Origin of the sequence: Streptomyces sp. NPDC020597 (assembly GCF_044335095.1) — a bacterium.
GTDB lineage: Bacteria > Actinomycetota > Actinomycetes > Streptomycetales > Streptomycetaceae > Streptomyces.
This window is the reverse complement of sequence record NZ_JBIRUL010000002.1, coordinates 379,252-392,903: the sequence shown is the minus strand read 5'-3', so window position 1 is coordinate 392,903 and position 13,652 is coordinate 379,252. Positions and strand designations below refer to the sequence as shown.

Sequence of the window (13,652 nt, the reverse complement as noted above, 5' to 3'; positions counted from 1 at the left end):
ATGTTTCCCTTGGCTCAGGACTGCGCTATCGCGTGCTCCTCAGCGCGCTCTCGAGGATCGCGGCGCCCTCTTCGGCCTCCGCCACGGTCAGCGACAGGGGCGGTGCGACGCGCAGGGCGCTGGTGTCGTGGCCGCCGCCCTTGCCGATCAGCAGCCCGCCGGCGCGGGCCGCCTCCAGCACCGCGGACGCCCGGTCCGGGTCGGCCAGTCCGGTGCCCGGCCGGGTCAGCTCGACGCCGATCATGAGGCCGCGCCCGCGCACCTCCCGTACGCCCGGATCCTGGGCGGCGGCGGCCCGCAGCCGCTCGATGAGCATGCCGCCGACCCGCCGGGCGTTGCCCTGGAGGTCGTGTTCCAGCAGGTAGGAGAGGTTGGCGAGGGCGGCCGCCATGGTGATCTGGGTGCCGCCGAAGGTGGAGATGCTGTTGGCGTCCAGGCAGTTCATGATCTCGGAGCGGGCGATGACGCCGCCCACGGACATGCCGTTGCCGATGCCCTTGGCGAAGGTGACGATGTCCGGCGGACCGTTTCGGCCGTGTGCCTGCCAGCCCCAGAAGTGCTCGCCGGTGCGGCCCCAGCCGGTCTGCACCTCGTCGGCGATCCACAGGATGCCGCGTTCGTCCAGCACCTCGCGGAAGGCCGCGTACAGGCCGTCGGGCGGCGAGGTGAAACCGCCGACCCCCTGGATGGGCTCGGCGATCAGCGCGGCGGGCGGACGGGTGTGGCCGAGCAGGTCCTTGAGGTCGGCGACGCAGGCGTCGACGAAGGCCGCGTCGTCGAGACCGGCGAACGGTCCTCGTCCGCGGACCCCGCCGTGCACGTACACCGTCTGCAACGGTGACAGCGACGTCGGGGACCAGCCGCGATTGCCGGTGATGCCGACCGTGCTGAAGGAACGGCCGTGGTAACTGTTGCGCATCGCCAGCACGGTGTTGCTGCGCCGGTGGGCGGTGGCGAGCAGCAGCGCGGTGTCGTTGGCCTCGGTGCCCGAGGTGGTGAAGAAGACCCGGGCGTCGGGGATGCCGCTGATGTGGGCGATGCGCTCGGCGAGTTCGACCATGGGCCGGTTGAGGTACAGCGTCGAGGAGTGGACGATCCGACCGGCCTGCTCGGCGACCGCCTTGGTGACCTCGGGCAGCGCGTGCGCGGTCATGGTGGTGAGGATGCCGCCGAAGAAGTCGAGGTACTTGTTGCCGTCGGAGTCCCAGACGTGCCTGCCCTCGCCGTGGGTGATCTCCAGTGGCTCCTCGTAGTAGAGGGCGAGCCAGTCCGGCAGGACGCTCCGGTGCCGGGCGTAGAGGTCGCTCACGGCTGCACCAGCCCTTCGTAGGCGTCGGGGCGGCGGTCGCGGTAGAACGCCCACTGCTGCCGGACCTCCTCGACGAGGTCGAAGTCGAGGTCGCGGACGACGAGTTCCTCGTCCCGGTCGCTCGCGACGTCGCCGACGAACTTGCCGCGCGGGTCGACGAAGTACGACGTCCCGTAGAAGTCGTTGTCCCCGTACTCCTCGACGCCGACCCGGTTGATCGCGGCGACGAAGTACTCGTTGGCGACGGCGGCCGCGGGCTGCTCCAGCTGCCACAGGTGGGCGGAGAGACCGCGGTGGGTGGCGGACGGGTTGTAGACCAGCTGGGCGCCCCCGAGGCCCAGCTGCCGCCACCCCTCGGGGAAGTGGCGGTCGTAGCAGATGTACACGCCGACCCGGCCGACGGCCGTGTCGAACACCGGCCAGCCGATGTTCCCCGGCCGGAAGTAGTACTTCTCCCAGAAGCCCTTCACCTGGGGGATGTGGTGCTTGCGGTACTTGCCGAGGTAGGAACCGTCGGCGTCGATCACGGCAGCGGTGTTGTAGTAGAAGCCGGACTGCTCGACCTCGAAGACCGGCACGACGATCACCATGCCCGTCTCGCGGGCGAGGTCCTGCATGCGGCGCACGGTCGGCCCGTCCGGGACCGGCTCCGCCCAGCGATAGTGCTCGGGCTCCTGGACCTGACAGAAGTAGGGAGCGTTGAACACCTCCTGGAAGCCGATGATCTTCGCGCCCCGGCGGGCCGCCTCCCGGGCGTGCTCCTCGTGTTTCGCCACCATGGACTCGGTGTCGCCGGTCCAGGTGGCCTGGACCAGTGCGGCACGTACGACGTTGGCCATGAGCTGCTCCTTCGACGGGACGTCAGAGCCTCTACGCCCGTAGACGAAGGTCGTAGAGGGACGAACGTAAGCCTCCTGGACGGGCTTGCCAAGACCATCGTCGTCAACCCGCGGAGTCGATCGCGTTTCACACCCCTGTGGGTGAGTCGCGGTGCGTTCGGCGCAACGGGCGCGGCGCCGGTCAGGCGGTGAACCCGGCCACCCGCAGGGCGTGCACCAGGTCCCAGTGGCGTTGCTCCGAGGCCGACCGAGCCGCCTCGAGCAGCAGCGGGACGAGGGTCTGCGGGTGGGGCGCGGCGCTGCGGGCCGCCTCCTCCGGGGTGCGGACCCGGACGTAGGCGTCGAGCAGCGCGCGGGCCTCGCGCCGCCGGCCCTCCCGGACCAGGCCGAGGACGCCCTGGCCGATCTCCTCGGCCGGCCGGGCCACCCCCTGCCGCAGGATCTGCTCGCCGTCGGCCGTGCGCCCCACCGCGACCAGCGCGTCGGCCGCGGCGACCAGCCGGTCGGCGGGGAGGGAGGCGGCCTCCCAGAGCAGGGTCGTCCAGTCCGCGGTGAGCCCGGCGCTCCGTAGCTCGGCCGCGAGCAGCGGCATGCGCGCGGCGGGCAGCGCGGCCAGCTCGACGAGCAGGGCGTGCGCCTCGCCGCTGCGCCCTTCGGCACGCAGTCGCACCAGTCGCCGGACCGCGTCGACGGTCTCCTCGCGGGCCGTCGCGTCCAGCGGCTCGCGCGGCGGTGCGGACGGCCGTCCGGTCGACCGTGCGGCCGGCGTCTCGGCCGCTCCGGCGAAGCGGGCGCCGCGCAGCGTGCGGCGGGCGGGCGCGGCGGGCGCGGGCGTGTCCGGCCCGGGGACGGAGGCGGAAGAGGTGGGGGGAACGGCGAGGGGGGCGACGTCGGCCTCCTCGGCCATGCCGGCGAACCGCGCGCTGCCGCGGCGGCGTTTGCGCTGCTTGGGCACGGGGGCCGGATCGGAGACCGGTGCGGGGGCGGAGTCCGAGGCGGGGGCGGAGTCCGGGGCGGGGGCGGGCTCCTGGGCGGGCGGCGGGTCGGGCGCGGCCCACTCCCCGGGCGCTTCGGCAGCGCGCGCGTCGAAGGCCGTCCCGGCGTCGTATGCGATCCGTGCGTCGTCGTCGCGGCCCGCCTCGCGCCCTCGGCCCGCCTCGTGGCCGGGGCCCGCGCGGTGCGCGTGCTGTGCGTCGTGCCGGTCGGCCGTGGGTCCGGCCCGGCGCGGGGGCGCGCCGGCTGCCGGGAGACGGTCCGCCTCGGCGATCCGGCGACGCAGCTCGGCGCACCGGGCGGTGGCCCGCTCATGGTCGTCGTGGGCCCAGGCCAGGTCCAGACGGAACGCGTCGGCCTGCTCCCGGGAGGACGCCGAGGCGAGCCGGTGCCCCAGGTCGGCCTGGCGTTCGGCGGCGTAGCGCTGTTCGCGGAGCATGACGTCGAGCCGGTCTGCGAGGGCGTCACGGCCGCCGGGACGGGCGTCGTGCGCGGCGAGCGCGGCGGCATGCAGGGACCGGGCCCGTGACGTCTCCTGCCCGGCGGCCGCGGGGCCGTACGCGGCGGCCAGGTCCTGCAGCACCGCCTCCATGACGTCCCAGGGCGGTACCTCGTGTCCTTCGAGGCAGGCCCGCATACCGTCGGGATCGCGTTGCCAGAAGACCGCGCACCAGCCGGCGCCCTGGTCGAGGCGCGCCAGCAGCGCGTTCAGGTAGCTCGCGAACTCCCGCACCCTGCCCGGGAGTTGTTCCACAGCCATCGTTCGTCTCCCGCCCGACCGGAACACTCCGGTTCGTAGAAAACACCAGCCGTGTTACAGCGCGGCTACGGCCAGTTTTCAAAGCGGACGCGGCGGCGACATGGCGCAATCCCGCCCCAGGACCTCCGGGCGGATCGGGCCCGCCCCCGGCCGACGGCCGCGCCGATCACACCACGGCCGGCGAGCACAGCCCGGCCAGCTCGTCCATCGACAGCCCGAGCACGCGGGCGAGCGCGGCGACGGTGAAGAAGGCCGGGGTGGGCGCCCGGCCGGTCTCGATCTTGCGGAGGGTCTCGGCGGAGATCCCGGCGCTCGCCGCGATCTCGGCCATGCTCCGGCCGCCGCGCGCCTCGCGCAGCAGCCGGCCGAGCCGCTCGCCGCGCTCGCGCTCTTCCGGGGTGAGGGGGGTACGCACCATGCCGTCATTCTAATACCGGTATAGTAATTGGCATGGTGGAACTCAAGACGGACACATCGATCGACGCCATGTACGAGGCGGGCCAGGTGGTCGCCCGGGCCCTGACAGCCGTGCGGGAGGCCGCCGACGTGGGCGTGCGTCTGCTGGAGCTGGACGAGCTGGCCCACGACGTGCTGCGGGCCGAGGGCGCCACGTCGCCGTTCCTCGGCTACCGCCCGGAGTTCGCGCCCACGCCGTTCCCGGCGGTGCTCTGCGCGTCGGTGAACGAGGCGATCGTGCACGGCATCCCCACCCGCTACCGGCTGCGCGACGGCGACCTGGTCTCGCTCGACTTCGGCGCGCAGCTGGGCGGCTGGGCCGGCGACTCGGCCGTCAGCTTCACCGTGGGCAGGGCGCGCCCGGCGGACGTCCGGCTGATCGAGACGGCCGAACGGGCCCTGGCGGCCGGCATCGAGGCGGCGGTCGTCGGCAACCGCATCGGCGACATCGCGCACGCCATCGGCACGGTGTGCAGGGCGGCCGGCTACGGCATCCCGGCCGGCTTCGGAGGCCACGGCATCGGCCGCCATATGCACGAGGACCCGGCGGTCCCCAACGAGGGGCGCCCGGGCCGGGGCCTGCCGCTCCGCCACGGCATGGTCATCGCCATCGAGCCGATGCTCATCGCGGGCGGCACGGACGGCTACCACGCGGCCCCCGACGGCTGGACCCTGCGCACGAACGACGGCTCGCGCGCGGCCCACGCCGAGCACACGGTGGCGATCACCGCCGGCGGCCCGCGGGTCCTGACCGAGCGAAGATAGCCACGACGGCGGTCCGTCCGCGGCCCGGGCGGGCCCGGGGGCGCGGGGGTGGGTGCACGAGGGGGCCCGTCCGCGGGGTGGCGCCGGGCCCCGATCCGGGGGCTTCGCTGGGCGTGCCCGCGGTCGGCGACCGTGCGAAGGTGGGGGTAAAGCCCCAGCCGAGGGCACCCGGCACCGCATCGCACGTCGATCGAACGGAACGCCATGACCAGCGGCTTCAACGGCCCGGAGGGCTACGGCGACCCCTTCGGCGAGTTTCTGGCCCGCTTCTTCGGCGGGCCGCGCCCCGGCCCCCGCCAGATCAACATCGGCCAGCTCCTCAGCAGGCCCGCGCGCGATCTGGTCCGCGGCGCCGCCCAGTACGCCGCCGAGCACGGCAGCCGCGACCTGGACACCGAGCACCTGCTGCGGGCGGCCCTCTCCGCGGAGCCCACCCGCTCGCTGCTCAGCCGGGCGGGCGCCGACCCCGACTCCCTCGCGACGGAGATCGACGAGCGGTCGGGGCCGGCGCAGTATCCGCCGGGCGAGGCGCCGCCGCCCACCTCGCTGTCCCTGACGCCCGCCGCCAAGCGCGCCCTGCTGGACGCGCACGATCTGGCGCGCAGCCGCGGCGCGGGCCACATCGGCCCGGAGCACGTGCTCGGCGCCCTCGCCTCCAATCCGGACTCCGCGGCCGGGCACATCCTGAACGCGGCCCGCTTCGCCGCCGCCGGCCTGCCCGCCGACGCCACGGACGCCGCCGGCCCGGCCGGCGCCGCGGACGGGCAGCGGCCCACGGCCACGCCCACCCTGGACAAGTACGGCAGCGACCTCACCGAGCTGGCCCGGCAGGGGCGCATCGACCCGGTGATCGGCCGGGACGACGAGATCGAGCAGACCATCGAGGTCCTCTCCCGGCGCGGCAAGAACAACCCGGTGCTGATCGGCGACGCCGGCGTCGGCAAGACCGCCGTCGTGGAGGGTCTCGCCCAGCGGATCGCCGAGGGGGACGTGCCGGACGTGCTCGCCTCCCGGCGCGTGGTCGCCCTCGACCTGCCGGGCGTGGTCGCGGGCACCCGCTTCCGCGGCGACTTCGAGGAACGGCTGAACACCGTCGTCGACGAGATCCGCGCGCACTCCGACCGGCTGATCGTCTTCATCGACGAGCTGCACACCGTCGTCGGCGCGGGCGGCGGCGGCGAGAGCGGGGCGATGGACGCCGCCAACATCCTCAAGCCGCCCCTGGCCCGCGGCGAGCTGCACATCGTGGGCGCGACGACGCTGGAGGAGTTCCGGCGCGTCGAGAAGGACGCGGCGCTCGCCCGCCGCTTCCAGCCCATCCTCGTCCCGGAGCCGTCCGTCGCGGACGCGCTGGAGATCCTGCGCGGGCTGCGCGACCGCTACGAGGCGCACCACCAGGTCCGTTACGCCGACGAGGCGCTGGTCGCGGCCGTGGAGCTGTCCGACCGCCACCTCAGCGAGCGTCGGCTCCCCGACAAGGCCATCGACCTCATCGACCAGGCCGGCGCCCGGGTGCGGCTCGGCGCCCGCACCAAGGGCAGCGACGTGCGGGCGATGGAGCGCGAGATCGAGGACCTCGCCCGCGACAAGGAGCGGGCGGTCGCGGACGAGCAGTACGAGGAGGCCACCCGTCTGCGGGACCGCATCGTCGAGCTGAGGCAGCGCGTCGCGGACACCGGCGGCGAGGACGCCTCCGACGACGGCCGGCATCTGGAGGTCACCGCGGAGGCCGTCGCCGAGGTCGTGTCCCGGCAGACCGGCATCCCCGTCGCCCGCCTCACCCAGGAGGAGAAGGACCGGCTGCTCGCGCTCGAGGAGCATCTGCACGAACGGGTGGTCGGCCAGGAGGAGGCCGTACGGGTCGTCTCCGACGCGGTGCTGCGCTCCCGTGCCGGCCTCGCGAGCCCCGCCCGGCCGATCGGCAGCTTCCTGTTCCTCGGCCCGACCGGCGTCGGCAAGACGGAGCTGGCCCGGGCGCTCGCCGAAGCGCTGTTCGGCAGCGAGGAGCGGATGGTCCGGCTCGACATGAGCGAGTACCAGGAACGGCACACCGTCAGCCGGCTGGTGGGCGCACCGCCCGGCTACGTCGGCCACGAGGAGGCCGGGCAGCTCACCGAGGTGGTGCGCCGGCACCCGTACTCGCTGCTGCTGCTCGACGAGGTGGAGAAGGCCCACCCGGACGTCTTCAACGTCCTGCTGCAGGTCCTCGACGACGGCCGCCTCACCGACTCCCAGGGCCGCAGGGTCGACTTCACCCACACCGTCGTCGTGATGACCAGCAATCTGGGCTCGGAGGAGATCACCCGCCGCGGCGCCGCCATCGGCTTCGGGCCGGGCGGCGGCGAGGCCGACGAGGAGGCGCGGCGGGAGCGGATCCTGCGGCCGCTGCGCGAGCACTTCCGGCCGGAGTTCCTGAACCGGATCGACGAGGTGGTGGTCTTCCGGCAGCTCACCGACGGGCAACTGCGGCAGATCACCGACCTGTTGCTGGAGGGCACGCGCCGGCTGGCGCGGGCGCAGGGCGTCACGGTGGAGTTCGCCGCCAAAGCCGTCGACTGGCTCGCCGAGCGCGGCTACCAGCCCGAGTACGGGGCCCGTCCGCTGCGGCGCACCATCCAGCGCGAGGTCGACAACGAGCTCTCACGGCTGCTGCTAGACGGCCAGGTCGGCCAGGGCGACCGGGTGCGGGTGGAGGTCGAGGACGGGCGGCTCGCGTTCCGCACCCCGCCGCCCGTCCCGGCCGCCGAGCTGTGACCCCTACCGCGCGGGGCGCACCACCTGCGCCGAGCCGCCGCCGCGCCGGACGGTCTCGGCGGCGGCCAGCCACCTGCCGTCGGGCAGCCGCTGCACGGCCGTCGCCGCGCCGATCTCGGGGTTGAGCTTGAAGGAGTGGCCGATGGCCTCGAGCCGGGCCCGCAGGCCGCCCGGGGAGGTGTCGCCGTAGAGGGCGGGCTCCAGCTCCGTCTGGGCGGCGTTGCGCTGGCTGGCGCGCGGGGCCGCGATCGCGTCGACGAGCGGCAGGCGGCGGTCGAGGAACTCGGTCAGGGTCTGCAGCACGGTGGTGATGATCGTCGCGCCGCCGGGCGACCCCAGTGCCACGACCGGCCTGGCCTGCTTGTCCAGGACGATCGTCGGCGAGATCGACGAACGCGGCCGCTTGCCGGGGCCGGGCAGGTTCGGGTCGTGCACGGCCGGGTTGGCCGGGGCGAAGGAGAAGTCGGTCAGCTCGTTGTTGAGGAGGAAGCCGCGGCCGGGGACGGTGATGCCGCTGCCGCCGGTCTGCTCGATGGTGAGTGTGTAAGAGACGACGTTGCCCCACTTGTCGGCGACGGTGAGGTGGGTGGTGTTCTCGCCCTCGTACGTCGTCGGGGCGGCCGTGCCGCCGGTGGGGCAGGCGGCCGGGTTGCGCGGGTCTCCGGGCGCGACGGGGCTGGTGAGGACGGCGTCGTCCTTGATGAGGCAGGCGCGCGAGTCGGCGTACCGCTGCGACAGAAGCTGCTTCGTCGGGACGTTCTCGAAGGCGGGGTCGCCGACCCAGCGCCCGCGGTCCGCGAACGCGATCCTGCTGGCCTCGATGTAGTGGTGCAGGTACTGCACCTCGCTCGCCTTCGACAGGTTCGTCCGCTCGAGGATGTTGAGGGCCTCGCCGACGGTCGTGCCGCCCGAGGAGGAGGGGGCGATGGAGTAGACGCCGAGGCCGCGGTACGACGTCCTGGTGGGCGCCTGCAGCTTGGCGCGGTAGGCCGCGAGGTCCTTGACGGACAGGTCGCCCGGCCGTGCGTTCCAGCCGGAGGCCGGGTCCACGGGCGGGTGGTTCACCGTGGCGACGATGTCCTCGCCGAGGTCGCCTCGGTAGATCGCGTCGACGCCTTTCCTGCCCAACTCCTGGTAGGTGCGGGCGAGATCGGGGTTCTTGAACGTGGAGCCGACGACCGGCAGCCGTCCGCCGGGCAGGAACAGCTCCGCGGAGTCCGGGAAGTAGCGAAAACGCGTCTCGTTGGCCGCGGTCTGGGAACGGAAGGTGTCGTCGACGGTGAAGCCGTCGCGGGCCAGCCGCTCGGCGGGCCTGAGGACCGTGCCGAGGCGTTCGCTGCCCCAGCGGGACAGGGCGGTGGCCCAGGTGGCGGGCGTGCCCGGCGTGCCGACGCCGAGGCCGCTGGTGACGGCGTCGGCGAAGGCGAGCGGCTTGCCGTTCTCCAGGAAGAGGCCGGAGTCCGCGGTCAGCGGAGCCGTCTCGCGGCCGTCGATGGTGTGCACGGCACGGGACTTGGCGTCGTAGTAGACGAAGTAGCCGCCTCCGCCGACACCGGACGAGTAGGGCTCGGTGACGCCGAGGGCGGCGGCGGTGGCGACGGCCGCGTCGACGGCGTTGCCGCCCCCGCGCAGCACCTCGATGCCGGCCGCCGAGGCGTCCGCGTCGACGCTGGCGACGGCTCCGCCGTAGCCGACGGCGACCGGGACCTTGGCGACAGGGGCTCTTGGGGGGGCGGGTGGCGCGGCGGCCCCCACCGTGACCACGGCGGCCGAGACCGCCAGGACCGACAGTTTCCGCGCGACAGGGCGACGCATCCGTACCTCCAGTGCGGGACCGTCCGCGCAGCGTAACCACATTCGCGGGGCCTCGACAGACACCTTCCGGGCACTGTCATACGACTGCCACACCTCGAACACGGGTACGCCTCAGGCGTGCTCGACCGCTACCATGCGCGCCCATGAACGACGACGTGCGCAATATCGTCCTCGGCGTCATCGCGGCCGGCGTCAGCGCCGCGCTCGGCTGGGTCGCCCGGACCTTTCTGTGGCGCCGCAGACTGCGGCGCAAGCAGGCGTTCTTCGGGCTGCCCGAGAACTCGGAATGCCTGCTCGTCGTCAACCGCGACGCGGGCAGCGCCGACCTCGCGGTGCACCGGTACGACGTGTTCGCGCTCCTGGAACTCGCCGCGCTGATCAAGGACTGCGGCGCGGGCGCCGAGGTGGTCACGCAGGACGCGGCACGGCAGGGTTTCGGGGAGCGGACGGAGTTCTGCGTCGGCGGTCCGGGCTCCAACCGGCGCATGGCGGCCCACGTCCAGGCCCTACTCCCGGGGGTGCGGGTCAACACCGACCGGGAACCGGGGCCGGAGCGGCTGGCGTTCCGGATCGGCGACGAGGACTACCGGATGGAGTCGGGGGTCGTCGAGTACGTCCTGCTGGCGCGGCTCACCGCGGGGCGGCGGCGCGGGGCCCGGCCGGTGTTCCTGTTCTGCGGCCAACGGGCCATCAACAACCAGGCCGCCACCCGGTATCTCGTCCGCCATCACGAGCGGCTGGCGCGCAAGTACGGGGACGGCTCCTTCGTGCTGCTGCTGAAGGTCGTCAACTCCCATGCGTACGGGCCGGACGTGGTCGAGCTGGTGGCGGACGTGACGCGGCAGGCCCAGACTCCGCTGCCGGAGCCGACAATCGTTACTGGCACGTAACTTACCGGCGGGTTACCTACGGTACGGGATGCGGTTACCGTCGGGTCACTTTGCAATGCGGCTCGTTGAGGAGTGAACCGTGGGACAGCACCGCAGGGCTCTGCGCACGACCGCCGTGGGCGCCGTCTCCCTGTCGCTGACGGCCGGCGCCGTCCTCGCCCTGGCGCCCTCGGCGCAGGCCGCCGGGAACACCGTGCGGTACGTCGACATCGCCGGGGACGGCGCGACCGTCCTCAAGGCGAACGTCGTCACCCCCGCCGGCGCGGACGGCACGCGCCGCTACCCGCTGATCGTGCTCCCCACGAGCTGGGGCTTCCCCCAGGTCGAGTACCTGGCCCAGGCGCAGAGACTCGCCGACTCCGGTTTCGTCGTGCTCAGTTACAACGTGCGGGGCTTCTGGCAGTCCGGCGGGGAGATCGACGTGGCGGGCCCGCGTGACGTCGCCGACGCCTCCGACGTCATCGACTGGGCACTCGCCAACACCCCGGCCGACGCCGCGCACATCGGCATGGCGGGCGTCTCCTACGGCGCCGGGATCAGCGTCCTGGCCGCCGCCCACGACCCCCGCGTCAGGGCCGTCGCCTCGCTCAGCGGCTGGGGCGACCTGATCGACTCGATCTACTCCGGCCGCACCCAGCACCTCCAGGCCGCCGCCGTGCTGGACACCGTGGGCACGGTCACCGGCCGGCAGAGCGCCGAGTCGCGGGAGGTCTTCTCGGCCTTCTACGAGGGCGACCTGTCGAAGGAGAAGGACCTCGTCGCCTGGGGGAAGAAACGTTCCCCCTCGACCTACGTCGACCAGCTCAACCGCAACGGCGCAGCGGTGATGCTCGCCGGCTCCTGGGGCGACACCGTCTTCCCGCCCAACCAGTCCGCCGCACTGTACGAGCGGCTGACCGGCCCCAAGCGGATGGAGTTCCGCCCGGGCGACCACGCCACCGCCGAACTGACCGGCCTTTTCGGACTGCCGGGCGACGTGTGGACGGACACCCGCCGCTGGTTCGACCACTACCTCCGGGGCGCGGACAACGGCGTCGACCGGGAACAGCCCGTGCGGCTCAAGTCCCGTACCGGGGGCGGCTACGAGGGCTATCCGGACTGGAAGTCGGTGAACGCGACGCGCAGGAAGATCGCCCTGGCCGGCTCCACCACGATCCACGCCAACGTGGACTCCGGCGCGGACGGCGGGATCGTCTTCCTCTCCAGCATCCTCGACCAGGTCGCGCAGCTGCCCCCGGTCGCCGCGATCCCCCTGCTCCCGCGCCGCTGGGCCGCCGTGTGGCAGTCGGAGAAGTACGCCACGCCCCAGCGGGTGCGCGGCACGGCCCTGCTGCACACCACGGTGACCCCGACCGCGCAGAGCGGCACCCTCGTCGCCTACCTGTACGACGTGGGGCCGCTCGGCCTCGGCAAGCTGGTCGGCAACGCGCCGTACACCTTCCACGGGCGCACGCCCGGCAAGCCGTTCGGCCTCGACCTGGAGCTGGGCTCCACCGCCTACGACGTCCCGGCGGGACACCGGCTCGCCCTGGTCGTCGACACCGTCGACCCGCTCTACCTGGAGCACAACCCGTCCGGCGCGCGGCTGACCTTCTCCTCGCCGGCGAACGACCCGTCGTACGTGTCGGTCCCGCTGCGCGAGCAGTGATCTCCGGCCGCTGCCGGGGCGGGTGCGCCCCAGGGCTGGCGCCGTCCGGAGTCAGTGCTTGAGGATCTTGGAGAGGAAGTCCTTGGCGCGGTCGCTGCTCGGGGCGGTGAAGAACTCCTCCGGAGTGCGGTCCTCCACGATGCGGCCGTCCGCCATGAAGATCACGCGGTTGGCGGCCGAGCGCGCGAAGCCCATCTCGTGGGTGACGACGATCATGGTCATGCCCTCGCGCGCCAGCTGCTGCATCACCTCGAGGACCTCGTTGATCATCTCGGGGTCGAGTGCGGAGGTCGGCTCGTCGAACAGGAGCGCCTTGGGGTCCATGGCCAGGGCGCGGGCGATGGCCACGCGCTGCTGCTGGCCGCCGGAGAGCTGCGCCGGGAACTTGTCGGCCTGGTCGGCGAGGCCCACGCGCTCCAGCAGTTCGCGCGAGCGCCGGTCGGCTTCGTCCTTCTTGCGCCGGCGGACCTTCACCTGCCCCAGCGAGATGTTCTGCAGAACCGTCTTGTGGGCGAAGAGGTTGAACGACTGGAAGACCATGCCGACCTCGGAACGCAGGCGGGCCAGCCCCTTGCCCTCCTCGGGCAGCGGCTGACCGTCGAGCGTGATCGAGCCGGACCGGATGGGCTCCAGCCGGTTGATCACACGGCACAGCGTCGACTTCCCCGACCCCGAAGGGCCGATCACCACGACCACCTCCCCCCTGCCGACCGTGAGGTCGACGTCCTGCAGGACATGCAGCTCCCCGAAGTACTTGTTGACGTCACGCAGCTCGATCAACGGATCGACGGCCATGCGCAGCCCTACTCACTCTCAGCTGTGTCGTGGTCGCCGCAAACTATCCGCGAAAGAGCAGGGGGAGGAGGCGACACGCACCCTGCGGGCATTAGCCGTATTTACATCGCCCGTCGCCCGTACGCCGCTCGCCGCGGCGCCGGCTCGGGCGTCCGGCCCCGCGGTGGGGGGGTCAGTTCTCGGCCACCTCGCCGTACAGCTGGGACAGCTCGGGCGTCCCGCTCACGGCCCACTCGCGCCCGGCGGCGACCACGTCGACCTCCCGGCCCGACGACAGCCGGACGACCACCTCGCCGCCGGGCCGGATCGCCCAGGCCGCGCCGGGCACGGTCCGCACGACGACCGTCCCCAGGTAGAGCCCCGCGTCATGGCCGAACCAGGGCAGGTTCTCCTCGTCGTCGCGCCAGCGGGGCGCCAGCTGGTCGAGCGCCTCCAGCGAGCCCGCCGTGTCGTCCAGCCCGATCCCCTGCCGGGCCGCGTGCGAGCGCAACAGCTCGCACTCGGCGAGGAGTTCGGCGATCCCTTCGGGGTCCTCGGCCAGGACCGCCGCACGGTACTTCTTGCTCCTGCTGCCCAGGAAAGGGATGTTCATGGACCCAGCGTGACATTCGCACCGGCGTGCACACCA

Annotated in this window: 11 protein-coding genes; 4 read left to right on the top strand and 7 right to left on the bottom strand. The window is 73.2% G+C overall.

What is annotated here, in order from left to right; all coding sequences use genetic code 11:
• Positions 1 to 25: 25 nt before the first annotated feature.
• The 4 genes from ACH4ZA_RS05335 to ACH4ZA_RS05320 form a co-directional block, all read right to left on the bottom strand.
• On the bottom strand, positions 26 to 1,309 hold the full coding sequence (locus tag ACH4ZA_RS05335) for an aspartate aminotransferase family protein (RefSeq protein ID WP_398428098.1): 1,284 nt from the start codon (positions 1,307 to 1,309) through the stop codon (positions 26 to 28).
• Positions 1,306 to 2,148, bottom strand: a complete 843-nt coding sequence (locus tag ACH4ZA_RS05330; RefSeq protein ID WP_319197005.1) for a nitrilase-related carbon-nitrogen hydrolase — start codon at positions 2,146 to 2,148, stop codon at positions 1,306 to 1,308. The genes ACH4ZA_RS05335 and ACH4ZA_RS05330 overlap by 4 nt, the downstream gene beginning before the upstream one ends.
• A 181-nt stretch (positions 2,149 to 2,329) precedes the next feature.
• Positions 2,330 to 3,901 carry a hypothetical protein gene (locus ACH4ZA_RS05325; RefSeq protein ID WP_398428096.1) on the bottom strand — a complete coding sequence of 524 codons (1,572 nt, stop codon included), beginning with the start codon at positions 3,899 to 3,901 and terminating at the stop codon, positions 2,330 to 2,332.
• A gap of 166 nt (positions 3,902 to 4,067) precedes the next feature.
• Entirely contained in the window at positions 4,068 to 4,319 is a 252-nt protein-coding gene (locus ACH4ZA_RS05320) for a helix-turn-helix transcriptional regulator (RefSeq protein WP_319281458.1), read from the bottom strand.
• Positions 4,320 to 4,351: 32 nt separating this feature from the next.
• On the opposite strand from ACH4ZA_RS05320, the gene map reads away from it, so the two are divergent.
• Both map and ACH4ZA_RS05310 read left to right on the top strand, forming a co-directional pair.
• Complete coding sequence (gene map / locus ACH4ZA_RS05315; RefSeq protein ID WP_398428094.1) at positions 4,352 to 5,122, top strand: type I methionyl aminopeptidase; 771 nt, start codon at positions 4,352 to 4,354, stop codon at positions 5,120 to 5,122.
• A 204-nt stretch (positions 5,123 to 5,326) separates the two neighbouring features.
• The gene (locus tag ACH4ZA_RS05310) at positions 5,327 to 7,876 is read left to right on the top strand and encodes an ATP-dependent Clp protease ATP-binding subunit (protein ID WP_398428093.1); all 2,550 of its coding nucleotides are present in this window, start codon (positions 5,327 to 5,329) and stop codon (positions 7,874 to 7,876) included.
• A 3-nt stretch (positions 7,877 to 7,879) separates the two neighbouring features.
• On the opposite strand, the gene ggt is transcribed toward ACH4ZA_RS05310, so the two are convergent.
• Entirely contained in the window at positions 7,880 to 9,691 is a 1,812-nt protein-coding gene (gene ggt / locus ACH4ZA_RS05305; protein ID WP_398428092.1) for a gamma-glutamyltransferase, read from the bottom strand.
• A gap of 143 nt (positions 9,692 to 9,834) precedes the next feature.
• On the opposite strand from ggt, the gene ACH4ZA_RS05300 reads away from it, so the two are divergent.
• Both ACH4ZA_RS05300 and ACH4ZA_RS05295 read left to right on the top strand, forming a co-directional pair.
• Positions 9,835 to 10,581, top strand: a complete 747-nt coding sequence (locus ACH4ZA_RS05300; protein ID WP_319281463.1) for a hypothetical protein — start codon at positions 9,835 to 9,837, stop codon at positions 10,579 to 10,581.
• Positions 10,582 to 10,660: 79 nt separating this feature from the next.
• Positions 10,661 to 12,229, top strand: a complete 1,569-nt coding sequence (locus ACH4ZA_RS05295; RefSeq protein ID WP_319281464.1) for an alpha/beta fold hydrolase — start codon at positions 10,661 to 10,663, stop codon at positions 12,227 to 12,229.
• A gap of 51 nt (positions 12,230 to 12,280) precedes the next feature.
• On the opposite strand, the gene ACH4ZA_RS05290 is transcribed toward ACH4ZA_RS05295, so the two are convergent.
• Positions 12,281 to 13,024, bottom strand: coding sequence for an amino acid ABC transporter ATP-binding protein (locus ACH4ZA_RS05290; protein WP_319281465.1), 744 nt, complete (start codon positions 13,022 to 13,024; stop codon positions 12,281 to 12,283).
• A 172-nt stretch (positions 13,025 to 13,196) separates the two neighbouring features.
• Positions 13,197 to 13,616, bottom strand: coding sequence for a DUF6278 family protein (locus ACH4ZA_RS05285; RefSeq protein WP_319281466.1), 420 nt, complete (start codon positions 13,614 to 13,616; stop codon positions 13,197 to 13,199).
• Between the last annotated feature and the right edge of the window lie 36 nt (positions 13,617 to 13,652).